The sequence below is a fragment of the Pseudomonas oryzihabitans genome, assembly GCF_006384975.1.
Lineage (GTDB): Bacteria > Pseudomonadota > Gammaproteobacteria > Pseudomonadales > Pseudomonadaceae > Chryseomonas > Chryseomonas psychrotolerans_B.
The window spans coordinates 2,180,283-2,198,328 of sequence record NZ_CP021645.1; the positions used below are offsets into that span (position 1 = coordinate 2,180,283).

The 18,046-nt window shown below is 64.5% G+C and carries 18 protein-coding genes; 10 read left to right on the forward strand and 8 right to left on the reverse strand.

The features are described from left to right. Positions 1-13 precede the first annotated feature (13 nt). The 3 genes from mlaD to CCZ28_RS09665 are packed head-to-tail and all read right to left on the reverse strand — an operon-like array spanning position 14 to position 2,093. Positions 14-490: an outer membrane lipid asymmetry maintenance protein MlaD gene (mlaD, locus tag CCZ28_RS09655; RefSeq protein WP_058761964.1), complete on the reverse strand. Its 477-nt coding sequence runs from the start codon at positions 488-490 to the stop codon at positions 14-16. Then, positions 490-1,284: a lipid asymmetry maintenance ABC transporter permease subunit MlaE gene (mlaE, locus tag CCZ28_RS09660; RefSeq protein WP_140217621.1), complete on the reverse strand. Its 795-nt coding sequence runs from the start codon at positions 1,282-1,284 to the stop codon at positions 490-492. The genes mlaD and mlaE overlap by 1 nt, the downstream gene beginning before the upstream one ends. Further along, on the reverse strand, positions 1,284-2,093 hold the full coding sequence (locus tag CCZ28_RS09665; RefSeq protein ID WP_140217622.1) for an ATP-binding cassette domain-containing protein: 810 nt from the start codon (positions 2,091-2,093) through the stop codon (positions 1,284-1,286). Before CCZ28_RS09665 ends, mlaE begins: the two co-directional genes overlap by 1 nt. A 204-nt stretch (positions 2,094-2,297) precedes the next feature. Here CCZ28_RS09665 and CCZ28_RS09670 point away from each other — a divergent pair, with 204 nt between their 5' ends. The 9 genes from CCZ28_RS09670 (at position 2,298) to CCZ28_RS09710 (ending at position 8,820) form a co-directional block, all read left to right on the forward strand. Then, on the forward strand, positions 2,298-3,272 hold the full coding sequence (locus CCZ28_RS09670) for a KpsF/GutQ family sugar-phosphate isomerase (protein ID WP_140217623.1): 975 nt from the start codon (positions 2,298-2,300) through the stop codon (positions 3,270-3,272). 84 nt (positions 3,273-3,356) lie between these two features. Then, on the forward strand, positions 3,357-3,926 hold the full coding sequence (gene lptC, locus CCZ28_RS09675; protein ID WP_058777544.1) for an LPS export ABC transporter periplasmic protein LptC: 570 nt from the start codon (positions 3,357-3,359) through the stop codon (positions 3,924-3,926). Continuing rightward, on the forward strand, positions 3,913-4,452 hold the full coding sequence (lptA, locus tag CCZ28_RS09680) for a lipopolysaccharide transport periplasmic protein LptA (RefSeq protein ID WP_140217624.1): 540 nt from the start codon (positions 3,913-3,915) through the stop codon (positions 4,450-4,452). The genes lptC and lptA overlap by 14 nt, the downstream gene beginning before the upstream one ends. Continuing rightward, complete coding sequence (gene lptB, locus CCZ28_RS09685) at positions 4,449-5,177, forward strand: LPS export ABC transporter ATP-binding protein (protein ID WP_058761958.1); 729 nt, start codon at positions 4,449-4,451, stop codon at positions 5,175-5,177. Before lptA ends, lptB begins: the two co-directional genes overlap by 4 nt. Positions 5,178-5,279: 102 nt before the next feature. Further along, positions 5,280-6,776 carry an RNA polymerase factor sigma-54 gene (locus CCZ28_RS09690; RefSeq protein WP_074529525.1) on the forward strand — a complete coding sequence of 499 codons (1,497 nt, stop codon included), beginning with the start codon at positions 5,280-5,282 and terminating at the stop codon, positions 6,774-6,776. Between the two features lie 90 nt (positions 6,777-6,866). Further along, complete coding sequence (gene hpf, locus CCZ28_RS09695) at positions 6,867-7,175, forward strand: ribosome hibernation-promoting factor, HPF/YfiA family (RefSeq protein WP_140217625.1); 309 nt, start codon at positions 6,867-6,869, stop codon at positions 7,173-7,175. A gap of 18 nt (positions 7,176-7,193) precedes the next feature. Beyond that, positions 7,194-7,658, forward strand: coding sequence for a PTS IIA-like nitrogen regulatory protein PtsN (gene ptsN / locus CCZ28_RS09700; RefSeq protein WP_140217626.1), 465 nt, complete (start codon positions 7,194-7,196; stop codon positions 7,656-7,658). 1 nt (position 7,659) lies between these two features. Then, entirely contained in the window at positions 7,660-8,514 is an 855-nt protein-coding gene (gene rapZ, locus CCZ28_RS09705; protein ID WP_140217627.1) for an RNase adapter RapZ, read from the forward strand. Between the two features lie 33 nt (positions 8,515-8,547). Further along, on the forward strand, positions 8,548-8,820 hold the full coding sequence (locus tag CCZ28_RS09710; protein WP_140217628.1) for an HPr family phosphocarrier protein: 273 nt from the start codon (positions 8,548-8,550) through the stop codon (positions 8,818-8,820). Between the two features lie 88 nt (positions 8,821-8,908). Here the strand turns inward: CCZ28_RS09710 and CCZ28_RS09715 are convergent, their stop codons facing one another. Together CCZ28_RS09715 and pmbA are read right to left on the reverse strand one after the other, a co-directional pair. Beyond that, on the reverse strand, positions 8,909-9,523 hold the full coding sequence (locus tag CCZ28_RS09715) for a superoxide dismutase (protein ID WP_058760135.1): 615 nt from the start codon (positions 9,521-9,523) through the stop codon (positions 8,909-8,911). 223 nt (positions 9,524-9,746) lie between these two features. Beyond that, complete coding sequence (pmbA, locus tag CCZ28_RS09720; protein WP_140217629.1) at positions 9,747-11,096, reverse strand: metalloprotease PmbA; 1,350 nt, start codon at positions 11,094-11,096, stop codon at positions 9,747-9,749. A gap of 92 nt (positions 11,097-11,188) precedes the next feature. Between pmbA and yjgA the strand changes: the two genes are divergently transcribed. Continuing rightward, on the forward strand, positions 11,189-11,713 hold the full coding sequence (gene yjgA / locus CCZ28_RS09725) for a ribosome biogenesis factor YjgA (protein WP_059226477.1): 525 nt from the start codon (positions 11,189-11,191) through the stop codon (positions 11,711-11,713). A gap of 35 nt (positions 11,714-11,748) precedes the next feature. Here the strand turns inward: yjgA and tldD are convergent, their stop codons facing one another. The 3 genes from tldD to CCZ28_RS09740 all read right to left on the reverse strand — a co-directional run bounded on the left by tldD (position 11,749) and on the right by CCZ28_RS09740 (position 18,036). Further along, positions 11,749-13,194, reverse strand: coding sequence for a metalloprotease TldD (tldD, locus tag CCZ28_RS09730; protein WP_140217630.1), 1,446 nt, complete (start codon positions 13,192-13,194; stop codon positions 11,749-11,751). Between the two features lie 120 nt (positions 13,195-13,314). Further along, complete coding sequence (locus CCZ28_RS09735) at positions 13,315-14,157, reverse strand: carbon-nitrogen hydrolase family protein (protein ID WP_140217631.1); 843 nt, start codon at positions 14,155-14,157, stop codon at positions 13,315-13,317. A gap of 51 nt (positions 14,158-14,208) precedes the next feature. Then, positions 14,209-18,036 carry a YhdP family protein gene (locus CCZ28_RS09740; protein ID WP_140217632.1) on the reverse strand — a complete coding sequence of 1,276 codons (3,828 nt, stop codon included), beginning with the start codon at positions 18,034-18,036 and terminating at the stop codon, positions 14,209-14,211. Positions 18,037-18,046 lie beyond the last annotated feature (10 nt).

Genomic DNA, 18,046 nt, shown 5'->3' on the forward strand with positions numbered 1-18,046 from the left:
GAAAAGCCTCGCATCATTTGTTTGCGGAAGAGTCTTTATTGACCGAATTGAGCAGGAATTTGCCGATCAGATCCTCGAGAACCAGCGAAGATTGTGTATCTCGAATGGTCGAGCCTTCCTTGAGCACCTGCTCGTCGCCACCGACGCTGATGCCGATGTACTTCTCGCCGAGCAGGCCAGCGGTCAGGATGGAGGCGATGGAGTCGGTCGGCAGGTTGTCCACCTGCTTGTCGATCTGCATGGTGACCCGCGCACGGTAGCTGTTGCGGTCGAGATCGATGGCGGTGACCTTGCCGATGGTCACGCCCGACATCGTCACCCGCGATCTCACGGTGAGACCGGCGATGTTGTCGAAGTAGGCGTAGACCTTGTAGGTATCGCGATGGTCACTCATCGTCAGACCGCTTACCCGCAGCGCCAGCAACAGCAGTGCGAGCACGCCGGCCAGCAGGAAGAGTCCGACACCGATTTCCTGGGTGCGGGTTTGCATCAGAGATCTCCAAACATCAGGGCGGTAAGAATGAAGTCGAGGCCGAGCACGGCGAGCGACGCATAGACGACGGTACGGGTGGTGGCACGGCCGATGCCTTCGGACGTCGGCTCGCAGTCGTACCCCTGGAAGACGGCGACCCAGGTCACCACGAAGGCGAACACCAGGCTCTTGATCACGCCATTGAGCACGTCGCTGAGCATTACGCTGTTCTGCATGGTGGCCCAGAAGGAGCCGTCATAGACGCCGAGCCAGTCGACGGCGACCATGGCCGCGCCCCAGATACCCACCACACTGAACATGGCGGCCAGCAGCGGCATGGAAATGAAGCCGGCCCAGAAGCGCGGCGCGACGATGTACTTGAGCGGGTCAACGCCGATCATTTCCAGGCTGGACAACTGCTCGGTGGACTTCATGTTGCCGATCTCGGCGGTCAGGGCGGACCCCGCACGGCCGGCGAACAGCAGCGCGGTCACCACGGGACCGAGCTCGCGCAGCAGGGTCAGAGCGACCATCTGCCCCACGGCCTGCTCGGAGCCATACTTGACCAGGATGTTGTAGCCCTGCAGGGCGATCACCATGCCGATGAAGAAGCCCGACACCACGATGATCGGCAGCGACAGCACACCCACCGAATAGAGTTGTTTGCCCAACAGTTGCAGGCCGCTGCCCACGCCACCGCGGCCGAACACCGCCAGCACCAGCACGATCACCGAGCGACCGATGGCCGCCACGACGTCCAGCCCGGCCCGGCCCAGCCGACGAATCCGCTCCACGGCGGAGACCTTACGCATCAGTGTTTCCCCAGCAAGGCATCGCGCAGATCCGGCGCGGCGAAGTGGAAGGGTACCGGGCCATCGGGGATGCCCTGCATGAACTGGCGGACCCGCGGATCCGGCGACTCGCGCAATTCCTTCGGCGTGCCCTGCCCCAGCACCTTGGTATCGCCCACCACATAGAGGTAGTCGGCGATGCTGGCGGTCTCGGCCAGATCGTGGGAGACCACGATGCTGGTCAGCCCCAGCGCCTGGTTGAGCAGGCGGATCAGCCGCACCAGCACCCCCATGGCGATGGGATCCTGACCGACGAAGGGTTCGTCGTACATGAGGATTTGCGGATCCAGGGCAATGGCGCGCGCCAGGGCGACGCGCCGCCTCATGCCACCAGACAGCTCGTCCGGCATCAATTCGACGGCGCCACGCAAACCCACCGCCTGCAACTTGAGCAGGACGATGTCGCGAATCATTTCCTCGGGCAGCTTGGTATGCACCCGCAGGGGAAAGGCCACGTTCTCGAACACATCGAGATCGGTGAACAGGGCGCCACTCTGGAACAGCACCCCCATCTGCCGACGCATCTCGAACAGCTCGCCACGGGACAACTGCGGCAGGTTGGCGCCATTGACCCAGATCTCGCCGGCACTCGGCCGCAGCTGGGCGGCGATCAACCGCAACAGGGTGGTCTTGCCGCTTCCGGACGGTCCCATGATCCCGGTGACCTTGCCGCGCGGGATGCGAATGTCGACCTGGTCATAGATCAGACGCGTACCGCGCTTGAAGGAAACGCCCTTCAACTCCACGGCATACGGGCTATCGACGGCCATCGAAACTCCTAAGGTTCAACTCTGTGCAGGGAGACGCCGCTCCGCCGCGTCAGGGCACGCGACTCTTGCGCTCCATGGCCCTTGCAAAAGGGCGGCACTATAACATCCGTTAGCGATGAGGCGTCCGACCTGCGGGTGACGTTGCTGAGTGTCGCGGCTTTGCGCATATAATTTCCGATTGTCCTGCCACCTGCCTTCTGACCCATGTCCGACACAATAGATTTCATCGCTTCCGCCAGGCGTACCATAGAGGTAGAGCGGGCGGCGGTGGCCGCCCTGGGCGAGCGCGTCGATGCCAGCTTCTCCGAAGCATGCCGCCTGCTGTTGAATTGCCGCGGCCGCATCGTCGTACTGGGCATGGGCAAGTCCGGCCATGTCGGCAACAAGATCGCCGCCACCCTCGCCAGTACCGGCAGTCCGGCCTTCTTCGTCCACCCGGCCGAGGCCAGCCATGGCGACATGGGCATGATCACCCGGGATGACGTCATCATCGCCATCTCCCAGTCGGGCACCTCGAGCGAAATCCTCACCCTGCTGCCGCTGATCAAGCGCCTGGGCGTGCCGCTGATCAGCTTCGCCGGCAATGCCGCCTCGCCCCTGGCGAAGGCCGCGGACGTCAACCTGGATACCAGCGTCGAAACCGAAGCCTGCCCGCTCAACCTGGCACCGACCTCCTCCACTACCGTCGCCCTGGTGCTGGGCGATGCCCTGGCTATCGCCCTGCTGGAAGCACGCGGTTTCACCGCCGAGGATTTCGCCTTCTCCCATCCGGGCGGAGCCCTGGGTCGTCGTCTGCTGCTCAAGGTGGAGAACGTCATGCACGCCGGTGACGACCTGCCCCGAGTGAGCGAAGACACCCTGGTGTCCGATGCCCTGCTGGAGATGTCGCGCAAGGGCCTGGGCATGACCAGCGTGCTGGCCGCCGATGGTCGCCTGACTGGCATCTTCACCGACGGCGATCTGCGCCGGGCACTGGATCGCGGGATCGATGTACGGACGACCCCCATCGCAACCGTCATGACCCGCGGCGGTCGAACCGCCAAGGCCCAGATGCTCGCCGCAGAAGCGCTGAAGATCATGGAAGAGCACAAGATCAATGCCCTGGTGGTGGTCGACGAGGCGCATCGGCCGCTTGGCGCCCTCAACATGGGTGACCTGCTGCGCGCCGGGGTGCTGTAGGCCGGGTTATACTGGTCGGCTCGTGTACCGCGAAAAAGTCCTTAACCCGCCGCCGTCCCAGTGCGGCCTGAAACAGGTAGCCTCATGTTTGGCAGTTTGCGCCGCCCCGTGCTGTTGGTCCTGATCGCCGCCGCGCTCATCGCGATCGGCTACTGGAACATCCTGCCGCAGCGCTTCGTCGATGCTCCGGCAACGGCTCAGCAAGACAGCGCCATCGATGGCTATGCTCTCAATACCCGGACGATTCAGTATCGCCTGGACGGCAAGATTCAGTACGAACTCACCGCGGAGCGCAGCGAGCACGTCAAGGCCACCGATGTCACCCTAGTGACCCGGCCCGATATGCTGGCCTTTCGCGGCACCGAATTCCCGTGGCACATCCGCAGTGCCCGGGCCGAAGTCGCCCCAGGCGGCACCCAAGCGGAGCTGATCGATGACGTGCGCGTGGAGCGAACCGACGAGCGAGGCCGCCCAGTAGTGCTCACCACTACGCGTATGACCGTCTTTCCCGACAAACAATATGCGCAAACCGAGCAAGCCGTTAGAATCGACGCTGCCAATGGGGTGACGACGGCCAAAGGCATGAAAGCGTATCTAGAAGACGGCAGAATGCTCCTGCTGTCCAACGTAAGAGGCCAGTATGAGGTTCGTTAAAACCCTCCCCTTCCTGTTCACCCTTGGCGCCACCCTGAGTAGTGCTGCTGCCTGGGCGCTGCCGACCGACCGCACCCAGCCGATCCGCGTGCAGGCCGACAGCGCCGAGCTCGATGACAAGCAGGGCGTGGCCGTGTACCGCGGCGACGTGGTCATCACCCAGGGAACCATGAAGATCACGGGCAACACCGTGACCTTGACCCAGGACAACCAGGGCAACATCAAGGTTGCGACCTCGGTGGGCAAACCGGCCTACTTCGAGCAGAAGCCAGCGCCAGACAAGGACATCGTCAAGGCCTATGCCCTGACCATCCAGTATTTCGCCCAGGAAAACCGCATCATCCTGATCGACCAGGCCAAGGTGGTCCAGCAGGGCAATACCTTCGAAGGTGAGAAGATCGTCTACGACACCCAGCGCCAGATCGTGAATGCCGGCCGCGCCAACGGCAGCAAGGTCACCACACCGCGCCCGCGGATCGATATGGTCATCCAGCCAAAGGACCAGCAGCCGGGGCAGGGACAATGACGGTTACGCTCAAAGCCCAGCATCTGGCCAAGAGCTACAAGGGTCGTCAGGTCGTTCGTGACGTCAGCGTCAGCATCGACAGCGGCCAGATCGTCGGCCTGCTCGGCCCGAACGGCGCCGGCAAGACCACCTGTTTCTACATGATCGTCGGCCTGGTGAAGGCCGATCAGGGTCGCGTCCTGATCGATGATGAGGATGTCACCGCCCTGCCCATGCACGGTCGCGCCCGCGCCGGGATCGGCTATCTGCCGCAGGAAGCCTCGATCTTTCGCAAGCTGACCGTGGCCGACAATATTCTCGCCATCCTGGAAACCCGCAAGGATCTGGACAAGGCGGGTCGGTTGCGTGAGCTGGAAAGCCTGCTGCAGGAATTCCACATCACCCACATCCGCGACAACCGCGGCATGAGCCTGTCGGGTGGTGAGCGCCGCCGCGTCGAGATCGCCCGCGCCCTGGCCACCGCACCCAAGTTCATCCTGCTGGATGAACCCTTTGCCGGTGTGGACCCCATCTCGGTGGGCGACATCAAGCAGATCATCCGCCACCTCAAGGCCAAGGGCATCGGTGTACTCATCACCGACCACAACGTGCGGGAAACCCTGACCATTTGCGAGACGGCCTATATCGTCAACGACGGCCAACTTATCGCCGAAGGTACCGCCGAGGAAGTCCTCGCCAATGACTTGGTGAAGGAAGTCTACCTGGGCCACGAATTCCGCCTCTAGGCAAACCTGGGGAAACAAGGCATATAATTTGCTAACGCTCGCAGGTTTCGCGAGGTTCGGTGGCGCTGTTCGCGTCGGTAGACAAGGTGTAATTCCGCAGCCATGAAACCATCGCTAGTCCTCAAGATGGGCCAGCAGCTGACGATGACGCCGCAGCTGCAACAAGCCATTCGTTTACTCCAGCTTTCCACGCTCGATCTGCAACAGGAAATCCAGGAAGCCCTGGAATCCAACCCCATGCTCGAACGTCAGGAAGAAGGCGAAGACTTCGACCACAGCGAGCCCTTGAGCGACGGCGACGAGCTAGCCAATCCTGGTAGCGCCGAAATCAACTTCAAGGAGACGTCGGTCGCCACCAACGAGATGGCCGATGAGCCCTCAGATTGGAGCGAGCGCATTCCCAGCGAACTGCCGGTCGATACCGCCTGGGAAGACATCTACCAGACCAGCGCCAGCAGCCTGCCCAGCAACGATGACGACGAGTGGGACTTCACCACCCGTACCTCGGCCGGCGAGAGCCTGCAGACCCACCTATTGTGGCAGCTCAACCTAGCGCCCATGTCGGACCTCGACCGCCTGATCGCGCTGGCCATCATCGACGGCATCGATACCGATGGCTATCTGCAGGAAAGCCTCGAAGACATCCATGCCTCCCTCGATCCGGAGCTGGAAGTGGATCTCGACGAGGTCGAGGTGGTGCTCAGGCGGGTCCAGCAGTTCGAGCCGGCCGGTGTCGCCGCACGCAACCTGCGTGAATGCCTGCTGATCCAACTGGCTCAGTTGCCGGCCACCCTCCCCCTGCTCGGCGAGGCTAAACGCCTCGTCAGCGACTACCTGGATCTACTCGGCAGCCGCGACTACGCGCAGCTGATGCGCCGCATGAAGATCAAGGAAGAGGAACTCAAGCCCGTCATCGAACTGATCCAGACCCTGCATCCGCGTCCCGGCTCCCAGATCGAGTCCGGCGAGGCCGAATACGTGGTGCCGGACGTCCTGGTCCGCAAGCACAACGAGCGCTGGCTGGTGGAGCTCAATCAGGAAGCGGTACCGCGACTGCGGGTGAACCCCCAGTACGCCGGCTTCGTCAAACGCGCCGACAGCAGCGCCGACAACACCTACATGCGCAATCAGCTGCAGGAAGCCCGTTGGTTCATCAAGAGCCTGCAGAGTCGCAACGAGACCCTGATGAAGGTGGCGACCCAGATCGTCGAGCACCAGCGTGGTTTCCTCGAATACGGCGAGGAGGCAATGAAGCCGTTGGTCCTGCATGACATCGCCGAGGCGGTCGGCATGCACGAGTCGACCATCTCGCGGGTGACCACCCAGAAATTCATGCACACCCCGCGTGGCATCTACGAACTCAAGTATTTCTTCTCCAGCCACGTCAGTACCGCCGAGGGTGGCGAATGCTCCTCCACCGCGATCCGCGCGATCATCAAGAAATTAGTGGCGGCGGAAAACGCGAAAAAGCCGTTGAGTGACAGCAAGATCGCTGGTTTACTGGAATCGCAAGGTATACAAGTCGCTCGTCGCACGGTGGCTAAGTATCGGGAATCCTTGGGGATCGCTCCATCCAGCGAACGCAAGCGTCTGATCTGACGTTCCCCGGTCGCGACCGTGCCTCGTTCGGCCCTTGTCATGTCGGCGAGCAGCTTCGCCGATCGCAGCCCGGCAATAAGGAGAAGCGGTATGCAAGTCAACATCAGCGGCCATCAGCTTGAAGTGACAGACGCCCTGCGTGACTACATCGGCGAGAAACTCGCCCGCCTCGAACGGCACTTCGACCGTATTACCAACGTCCAGGTCATTCTCGAAGTGGACAAGCTCAAGCACAAAGCCGAAGCCACCCTGCACGTCGCCGGCGCCGCAGTGGTCGCCAATGCCGAGCATGACGACATGTATGCCGCCATCGATCTCCTGGCCGACAAGCTCGACCGCCAACTGATTAAACACAAGGAAAAATCGATCGAACGCCAGCAGGGCGTCGGCGTCCGCTGAGGTTTCGATCGCCGCTTTATGATCAGAATCGAAAACATCCTGACCCCCGGCCGCACCCAGACGGGTGCGCCGGGAGGCAGCAAAGCCGCCGTACTGGAACGCATCGCCGAGTTGGCCGCGCAGGAACTGCCCGGCCACGACGCGGGGCATATCTACGAATGCCTGATGGCGCGCGAGCGCCTGGGCTCCACCGGCTTCGGCAACGGCATCGCCATCCCCCACTGCCGTCTGGCAGGATTGCAACAGCCGTTGTGCGTCTTGTTCCATCTGCAACACCCTGTGGATTTCGATTCCCTGGATGGCGCCCCCGTGGACCTGGTATTCGTCCTGCTGGTACCCGAGGCGGCCACCGAGCAGCATCTCACGCTGCTGCGCCAGATCGCCGGCATCCTGGACCGGGCGGACATTCGTGACCGGCTACGCAAGGCCAAGGACAACCAGGCGCTCTACCAGATCGTCGTCGAGGCCCAGAGCGGACACTGACATGCACCTCATCATCGTGAGCGGACGTTCCGGGTCGGGCAAGAGTACGGCGCTCAACGTGCTTGAGGACAATGGCTTCTATTGCATCGACAACCTGCCGGCGAGCCTGCTGCCCGATCTTGCCCAGCATGCCCTGACCGATATGGAGCGGCCGCAACCCAAGGTCGCCCTGTCCATCGATGCGCGCAACCTGCCCAGCCAGCTGCAGCGCTTTCCCGAATTGCTCGAACAGGTACGCAGCCGCAATATCCGCTGCGACATCCTCTATCTGGACGCCGATGACCAGACGCTGCTCAAGCGCTTTTCCGAGACGCGTCGTCGGCATCCGCTGTCCAACCAGGAGCGATCCCTGGCGGAAGCCATCCACGACGAGCAGGTGCTGCTGTCCCCCATCGCCGACCTGTCCGACCTGAAGATCGACACCACCCATCTGAATCTCTATCAGCTGCGCGATATGCTCAAGCTGCGGCTGCTGAATGCGCCGGAGCCCGGCACCGCCTATCTGGTGGAATCCTTCGGTTTCAAACGTGGCCTGCCGGTGGACGCGGACATGGTGTTCGATGTGCGCTTCCTGCCCAATCCCTACTGGAAACCAGAGCTGCGCGACTTTTCCGGACTCGATGTCCAGGTACGGGAATATCTCGAGCAACAGCCCGAGGTAGAGACCCTGTACAATGACATCCGCGACTATCTGGTGAAGTGGCTGCCACGGTTCGCCGCCAACAACAGGTCCTATGTGACCGTCGCCATTGGCTGTACCGGAGGACACCATCGCTCGGTCTATCTGGCCGACCGCCTGGGTCGCGAACTCAAAGACCTGCTCAAGAACGTCCAGATCCGTCACCGCGATCTCTGACGCCCGTTTTTCGCTTCCACAAGGACAGACTCAATGCCTGCCCAACAGATCACCATCATCAACAAGCTGGGTCTGCACGCCCGAGCGGCGGCCAAATTCGTCGGCGTGGCCGGACGCTATCCCGCCAGCGTCCGCGTCGGTCGCAGTGGCGAGCCGCCGGTGGATGGCAAGAGCATCATGGCGGTCATGATGCTGGCCGCCGGCAAGGGTACGGTCCTGCAACTGGAGACCGAGGGTGAGCAGAGCGAGGAAGCCATGCGCGCCCTGATCGAGCTGATCAACAACTACTTCGACGAGGGTGAGTGATTGGCGCCTTGCGCGCCTGATCTCTGGGAGCGATAAGCTCTCCACATGAAAAAGCCGCCCGAGGGCGGCTTTTTCATGACTCATCGACTCAGGCGTTCAGCGCCGCTTCGTAGCGACGGGACACTTCCGGCCAGTTGATGACGTTGAAGAAGGCGCCGATGTACTCGGGACGACGGTTCTGGTAACGCAGGTAGTAGGCGTGCTCCCAGACGTCCAGGCCGAGGATCGGGGTATTGCCGGTCATCAGCGGGCTGTCTTGGTTACCGGTGCTTTCCACGACCAGCTTCTTCGCGGGGGTCACGCTCAGCCAGGCCCAGCCGCTGCCGAAGCGGGTCAGGGCAGCCTTGGTGAAGGCTTCCTTGAAGGCGTCGAAGCCGCCCAGTTGGGATTCGATGGCTTCAGCCAGGGCACCCTCGGGCTTGCCACCGGCATTGGGGGCCATCACGGTCCAGAACAGGCTGTGGTTGGCGTGGCCACCACCGTTGTTCTGCACGGCGCCGCGCTTGTCCTGGGGCAGCTTGTCCAGCTGGCGAACCACTTCTTCGGCCGGCAGGTTGGCGAATTCGGTACCTTCCAGGGCGGCGTTCAGGTTGTTGATGTAGGTCTGGTGGTGCTTGGTATGGTGGATTTCCATGGTCTGGGCATCGACGTGCGGTTCCAGCGCGTCGTAGGCGTAGGGCAGCTGAGGCAGAGTGTGCGACATGCGGATTGTCTCCATGGTGGCTTTGGTATGGACCCGCCGCGGCGAGGCGGCGGGAAGTACGGCTGGAGCGCGGTAACGCCCCGACTGACCGTAAGCCCGTTCGGTCGAGCGATCCGACCGCGCGGGCGATGTCCTAGTGCATTGCTAGGATACTAACGAGTAACGGGGTGAGCTGTCTCGAATTCGACCGGATTTTCTCGCGACGACTCCCCCGGTGTCGTTTTCAGCTACCTGCGAGGGTCATGCCCTCGATCAGCACGGACCCGGTACGCAGGCTGCCGCGGTGTTCGACATCACTGCCGACTGCCACGATCTGCCGGAACATGTCGCCCAGCCGACCGGCGATGGTGACCTCCTGGACCGGAAACTGGATCTCGCCATTCTCGACCCAGAAACCACCCGCGCCGCGGGAGTAGTCGCCGGTGACCAGATTGGTGCCCTGCCCCATCATCTCGGTGACCAGGAAACCGGTACCCATCTGCCGGATCAGTTCGGCCTGATCGGCCGCGCCATGGCTGACATGCAGATTGTGCACGCCACCGGCATTGGCGGTGCTCTTGAGCCCCAGCTTGCGCGCTGAATAGCTGCCGAGCACATAGGACACCAGCTGACCGTTCTCGACGAAGGGCTTGGCATAGGTGGCCAGGCCTTCGCCATCGAAGGTGGCGCTGCCCAGGGCACGCGGCAGGTGCGGCCGCTCGTCCAGGGTCAGCCAGTCGGGAAACACCTGCTGGCCCAGGGCGCCTTCGAGGAAGGACGACTTGCGATAGAGATTGCCGCCGGAAATGGCGGCGAGAAAGGTGCCGAACAGGCCGGCGGCCATTTCTGGGGAAAACAGCACCGGAACCTTGGCGGTAGGCACCGGCCGCGCGCCCAGGCGGCTCACGGCTCGCTCCGCAGCGCGTCGCCCGATCTCTTCGGCACTCAGCAACTGGCTGCCGATGCGATTGACGTCGTAGTAGTAGTCGCGCTGCATGGCCTCGCCGCTGCCGGCGATCATCACGCAGCTGAGGCTGTGACGGGTGCTGGCGTAGCCACCGACGAAGCCATGGCTGTTGCCGTAGACCCGGCAGCTCTGATGGGTATTGAGGGTGGTCCCGTCGGCATTGCCGATGCGGCTGTCGGCGGCGTAGGCAGCGGCTTCGCAGGCCAGTGCCTGTTCGATGGCCTGTTCGGGGGTGATATCCCAAGGATGGTAGAGGTCGAGATCGGGTAGTTCGCCACGTGCCATCAGCTCGGCATCGGCCAGGCCCGCGCAGGGATCCTCGGAGGTGTGCTTGGCTATGGCCAGGGCGGCCGCCACGGTCTCGCGGATGGCGTCCGGGCCGGTGGCGGAGGTGCTGGCCGAGCCCTTGCGCTGGCCCAGGTAGAGGGTGATGCCAAAGCCTTGGTCGCGATTGAATTCGACCGTTTCCACCTCACCCTTGCGGACGGAGGTGGACAGCCCCTGATCGACCGAGACGGCTACCTCGCCGGCGCTGGCACCCTGGCGCCGAGCCTCGGCCAGGATGGCTTCGACCTGCTCGCGCAATTCGGGTAGCGCGGCGGGACCCACGGCGTCGTTGCGATTCATGACGTTCTCCTTACGGACGGCGCCGGCCAGGCCGGACAACCGTGCGGCAACTCGTTATGATGGCGCCCATTCTTAGCTGGACCCCATAGTTCATGGTTGATTCTTACGACGACGACGCGCCGCTGGGCGAAAAGAGCAAGACTCAGGTCAAGCGTGAATTGCACGCGCTGCAGGATCTGGGCGAACGCCTGGCCGGGCTGCCGGCCGAGCAACTGGACCGCCTGCCACTGACCGATCCCCTGCGCAAGGCGCTGGCGGAAGCGCCCAAGCACAAGACGCACATCGCGCGCAAAAGGCATGTCCAGTACCTGGGCAAGCTGATGCGTGACCAGGACCTGGAAGCCATCCTGGCGCTGGTCGACCAGATGGACAGTTCCACCCGGCAATACAACGAGCGCTTCCATGCCCTGGAGCGCTGGCGCGACCGCTTGATCGCCGAGGGCGACGCGGCGCTGGAAGCCTTCGTGGCGCTGTACCCGGAAACCGACCGCCAGCATCTGCGCGGCCTGGTACGCCATGCCCAGCACGAGGCGGCGCACAACAAGCCGCCCGCGGCGGCGCGCAAGGTGTTCAAGTACATCCGCACCCTTGACGAGACCCAGCGCGGACTGCGCTAGGTCTGCGGGCGGTACGGCGGCGGCCGGCATCGGCATCAGGCGCCGGTGCCGCCCACAGTGATGGCGTCGATCTTCAAGGTCGGCTGACCCACGCCCACCGGCAGTGACTGGCCGTCCTTGCCGCAGGTCCCTACTCCCGCATCCAGGGCCAGGTCGTTGCCGACCATGGATACCCGGTTCATGACCTCGGGCCCGTTGCCGATCAGGGTGGCGCCCTTCACCGGACGACCGAGCTTGCCGTTCTCGATCAGGTAGGCCTCGTTGGTGGTGAAGACGAACTTGCCACTGGTGATGTCCACCTGACCGCCGCCCAGGCTGGCGCAATAGATGCCCTTCTCCACCGAGGCGATGATCTCGGCCGGATCGCTCTGGCCGGCCAGCATGTAGGTGTTGGTCATGCGCGGCATCGGCAGATGGGCATAGGATTCGCGCCGGCCGTTACCGGTCGGGGCCACGCCCATCAGACGGGCATTGAGCTTGTCCTGCATGTAGCCCTTGAGGATGCCGTTCTCGATCAGCACGTTGTAGCCGCTGGGCGTGCCCTCGTCGTCGATAGACAGCGAGCCGCGACGATCCGGCAGGGTGCCGTCGTCGACGATGGTGCACAGCGGAGACGCCACCTGCCGGCCGAGCTGGCCGCTGTAGTTGGAACTGCCCTTGCGATTGAAATCGCCTTCCAGGCCATGGCCGACCGCCTCGTGCAGCAGCACGCCCGACCAGCCAGCGCCCAGCACCACCGGCAGGGTGCCGGCCGGCGCAGCGGTGGCTTCGAGATTGACCAGCGCCTGGCGCACCGCTTCGCGGGCATAGCCCAGGGCACGGTCATCGCTCTGGAAGTAGCGGTAGTCGCAACGACCGCCGCCACCGCTGTTACCCCGCTCCCGCCGCCCGTTCTGCTCGACGATGACGCTGACGCCCAGGCGCACCAGCGGGCGCACATCGGCGGCCAGGGTGCCGTCGACCGCGGCCACTAGGGTCCGCTCCCAGACCCCTGCCAGGCTGATGGTGACCTGCTGGATGCGCGGATCCAGAGAGCGGGTGGCCTCGTCCAGCTGTTGCAGGAAGGCGACCTTGGTCGCGCGATCCAGCACATCGAGGGGATTGTCCTGGCCATAGAGACGCTGCGCCGGCTCCACCGCGCGAAACGCCTGGACCCGACCTTCGTTGCCACTACGGGAGATGGAGCGTGCCGCCTGGGCAGCGAGGTCCAGCGCCTCGCCGGTGATGGCGTTGCTGTAGGCGAAGCCAGTCTTCTCGCCGGACAGCGCCCGCACCCCGACGCCTTGGTCGAGGTGGAAGCCGCCTTCCTTGACGATGCCGTCTTCCAACAGCCAGGACTCGGAGACGATGCTTTGGAAATATAGATCGGCCGCGTCGATGCCCGGACCAGCCAGGCGCTGCAGCACCGGTTGCAGATCATCGACCGCGAGTCCGCCGGGGCCGAGCAGGGCCGCGCCGACGCTTGTTAGGTAATCACTCATGGACACTCCAGACGACGCCGCCACGGGCGTCGGAACGATGAAAGGGTCGCGTCTCGGTCTAGCCTACTCGCGGAACGCATCGATCCCTGATGCAAATGACCAATGGCCGTCATTGCCGTTCTACCCCTGGCGCTCGGCCAGCCGCGCCGGCGCGAAGCGGCGATGCTGCTGCACCGGCATCCGCTGGCGCAGTTCGGCCTGGCGCTGCGCATCGCGCTCGATGAACAGCACCGCCTCGCCACTGGCCTGGACGGCGAGCACCTCGCCCCAGGGATCGACGGCCATGGCATGGCCCCAGGTGGTCCGGCCATTGGCATGGACGCCGCCTTGGGCCGCGCCCAGCAGATAACTCTGGGTCTCCACCGCACGGGCCCGCAGCAACAGCTCCCAATGGGCCTGGCCGGTCGGTACGGTAAAGGCCGAGGGCGCGCTGATCAGCTCTGCGCCGGCCGCGCGCAGGGCGCCATAGAGTTCGGGGAAGCGCAGGTCGTAGCAGACGCTCAGGCCCAGGCGGCCAACCGGGGTGTCCACCACCGTGAGGGTCTCACCGGCCGCATAGTGGTCGGATTCGCGATAGCTACCGTGGCTGTCGCTGACGTCAGCGTCGAACAGATGCAGCTTGTCGTAACGGGCGACACGTTGCCCCTGGTCGTCGTAGAGCAAGGAGCAGGCGCAGGGTTTGCCTGCCGTTGCACCGTCGGGCAATAGCGGCAGGGTACCGGCGAGCAGCCAGAGGCCAAGGGCACGAGCCCGCTCGGACAGCCAGGGCAGGATCTCGCCCTGGCCGAGCGCCTCCGCCCGCGCCAGCTCGGCGGGCGCCGGATGGCCGATGGCAACGAAGTTTTCCGGCAGTACCGCAAGCCGCGCCCCGCCTTGGGCGGCGCGTTCGAGCAGTCGCTCGGCGGCGAGCAGGTTGGCCGCTACCACGGGGCCGCTGACCATCTGCAGGATGGCTATGGACATAGGTCACTCCAGTCTTCGCCGACCATGCTAGCAGGCTCTGCGAGCCAGCACTCACTCGACGGTCATCGTCGGATTCTGCCAGGGGCCTTGGATGTGATAGGTGATGCTGGCTATGCGGGTAATGCGATCACCGATCAGGCGATCGACGATGAACAGCGCGCCGCCGACCACCGGGGCGCCAGCGAGCAAGGCCGCCAGCGGCAGCGCATTGCTCAACGGCAGGCCAACGCGCAAGTTGGCGTTGACCTTGTTCTCAGCCATGTCCAGCACCCCACTGAGGCTCATCTCCGCGCCCGGCCCACTCAGGGTGATGGGCTTGTGCGTGCGGAAGACGCCCTTCTGGGCCACGAGGACACAGGTGATGGTGTCGTAGCTCAGGCCCTGGCCGAACAGGTCGGAGAAGTCCAGACGCAGGCGGCGGCGGATGGATTCGAAATTGAGCAGGCCAAAGATCCGCAGCGCCGAGGCGGGCCCATCCACCTTGCGCAACTGGCCCTCGTGCAGGCGCGCATCCAGGCTGCCATTGAGGCGGGCCAGGGCGACATAGGCCGGCGAGCCGGGCCAGTTGACGCCTGCGTTCAGGTGGAAATCGCGACTGGTCACGCTCGAGGCGAAGTTCCAGGCCAGGAGTATATCGGCGATGTTGCCGCCCGAGAGTCGGCCTTGGTAGTAGCTGTGGGTCGCTCCGGGCGCGCCCTCCCAGCGCAGATCGCCCTGTACCTTGAGGCCACGCAGATCGAGGTTCAGCGCCTGGAAATTGGCTCCAGCCGGCGAGGGCCTGATTTGCAGGTGCTGGGCGCCGACCGGCCGACCACCCAATTCGAAGCTATCGATGTTCAGGTTCAGCGCCGGCAACTTACGCGGATCGACGTCGGCCAGCGGATCGGGCCGCGGCGCATCGCTGACCACCGAAGGGTCCGCTGGTGTCTGGGGAATGCGCAGGTGCTGCAGATTGACATCGATCGGCTGCCCGCTCTGCCGCGGTATCCGCACCTGGCCGGCGATGGTCTGGCTGGTCAGCCCAAACTCCCAAGCGGTGTCCTGGGGCTCGTAGGTGAGGCGTAGGTTGTCGATTTCCTGACCAAAGGCGAGGAAGCGATCGAAGGTGAGATCGCCACGCCCGAGACTGGAAAGATCGGGAAGATTGTCATTGCCCTGCCCTGCACCGCCATTGCCGCCCAGGCCAGTGGCTACGTAGCGTTGATAAACGTTCTGCCAGGCGCTCAGATCGAATTCGGCGAGCTTTCCTCGCAGGTCGTAGCCGGGGCTGGCCGGCAGATTGGCGGTGCCACCACCGAGCATGATCTCCCCGCGCCCCTTGGCGATGGCGGCGGGATCGAGCAGCAAGACGGCGTCGGCGATGCCCTTGTAGGTCGCCTCCACGCGGCGTTCACCCTCGTTGAGCGCCAGGCTGAAGAAGGCGTCGCGGCTGTCGTCGGCACTCTTGCCGAAGGGCGCCGGCAGGTCGATGGCCACGCCGCGCAGGTCGGAGGTGACCACCAGCTCGCTGTGCTCGGCCAGGGTCAGCCCGAGGCGATAGCCCAACGAGCCACGCGCCGGGATGGGGCGCCCTGCACTCCCCAGCCAACGGGCCAGTTGATCGACATCCACGCGCCCATCCAGGACCAGGCGGGTACGCGGATCGTCGGCCTTGCCTTCGGCCAAGGCCTGGCCTCGGATGGGCTGGTCGAAGACCCGCGCCTGGATGTCCGGAGCGCTCAAGCCAGTGCGGGTGTCGTAGCGGAAGGTGCCGCGGATGTCGGTCAAGGTCAACTTGGGGTCCGCCAGTTCCAGGCGGGCCTTGTCCGGCGTCAGGTCGACCACCACCACCGGTGGCTGGGCCTTGGCCAGCGGGATGTCCAGATTCAGGCCGCTGTTGGGAAGCGCGCCCTCCCCCTTCCAGCCGGCGAAGACCTTGGCGGTCGGCAACGGCGTTTCCTGCAGGATCTTCAAGCCGTCGCGTACGCTGCTGTCGAGCCGAGCGGTGAGCTTCAGGTGCGGTGCGCTGCCGTCGTGCAGCAGCGGAATACGGGCCTCGGCATCTCGTACGCGGGTGTCGAGGATACGTCCTTCCGGCACCTGCACCTTGATACCGTCGTTTTCGATGAACACCTCGCCCCGGGCCTGCCGTAGCGCCGGCCAGCCGGGCTGATAGGCCAGCTGGGCATCATGCACCCGGAAGAACAGGCTCATGGTGCGAGAGTGCGCGGGCGAGCCGTGCCGCAGCGATCCCTGGTACTGGAAGATGCCCTCGTCGATACGCCCGCCGACGATGGCGGTGCTCAGCCACTGGGCAAGCTCCGGGCTGAATTGCGTCGCCGGCAGGCGCGTGGGCAGGTACTTGCGGGTATAGCTGGCATCGCCATCCTTGAGGCCGACCCGCAGGTCCATGTAGCTGTCCACCTCCGGATGCAGACCGAGCTGGATGTGCATGTCGCCACTGGCGGCGCCTTCGGGACCAGTCACCTGCATCAGCGCACTGCCGAGGGTGAAGCGCTGGCTGTCGAGACTCCAGGTCAGCCGCGCCTTGGCGGTGCGATAGCGCCAGGGGTCCGGGAAGATATCGCTCAGGTACAGCATGAAATCGGTGGTATCCAGGCGCAATTCGCCACCGCCGAGACTGCCGCTGAGGCTACCGCTGATACCGTCGGCGGCGGGTGCGCCGTGATAGGCGGAAAAGCCTACCCGTTCCATGTTGGTGGCGTAGGTGAGGCGCTCCGGCAGGGGCTTCTGCGGATAGAGATCGGCGTTGAGATTGCGTAGCCGGCCATGGGGTGCCAAGGTCTGTACCGCCTGGGCGACCGTCGTGGGCAAGGGCGCAAGATCCCGCGCCAGGCGCGCGGCCTGGGCGAGATCCAGCTGGTCGCCACGCACCTGCAGGTGCTGGGTGTCACCGTCGTAGGCGAGGCCGTAGCGGCCTTCCAGCGGTTGCCCGTCGAGCTGAGCCTTGAGCGCCAGGGCCGCCGTTTGCCTGGCCGCCTCGGCACCCTGCTGGGCGGCGTCCAACTCCAGCCCCTGCAAGCGCACCGGAGGACGGTCGGCGTAGGCGAGGGTCAGGTCGGCGGCGCGCAGGCGCAGGTAGGAATGCTGCAGGCGCCCCTCGGCCCAGTCGAACCAGAGTTCGCCATCCGCCTGAGCGCGCCGCAGCTGCCATTGCCTGGTCAAGGAGGCCGGCACCCAGCGAGACCAGTCGCTGGAGGGCAGGCTGAGATAGCCTTCCAGGCTACTGGCGCGCCAATCGTCAGGACGTGGCTTGCCGTTCAGATGCGCCGCCACGGTGCCGCCATCGGGCAGCCGGAAACGACTCGCCAGCTCCAGGGAACCATTCAATTGCCGCGACAGGCTGGCCTCTAGGTATCTGAGGGTGACCGGTGAACCCTGTTGCGGAATCAGGCTGAGCTGGCTGTCCAGCAGGCTGGCATGGTCCAGCCGGCCCAAGGCGTCGAGCAGCGGAGCCGGATCGAAGGGTTTGGCCTCCGGCGCGCGCGGTGGCAGGCCGCGCAGTTGCCAGTGCCCTTGGGCATCCTCCTGCAAGACCAGATGGACACCATCGACCTGCAGCGCCTTGAGCCGCAGTTGCCAATGCCAGAGGCTGCCGAAGACATCCGGCACCACCTTGAGGTAGTCGAGCTGTATGGTCCGCTCACCCCGTCCCAGGCTCAGATCGCGCAGCACCAGCACCGGATTCCAGATCGCCCAGTGGCCTTCGAGGCGGCCCAGGCGCACCGGCTCGCCCAGCGCGGTCGACGCCCGTGCCTCGACCTCGTTGCGATACTCCCCGACCCAGGGCATGAGCAACCGGCCCAGGCCCACGTAGAGCGTGGTCAAGGCGAGCAGCGACAATGTCAGGATAAGCGCACCACGCTTGAGCAGAGCCATCACCCAGCAG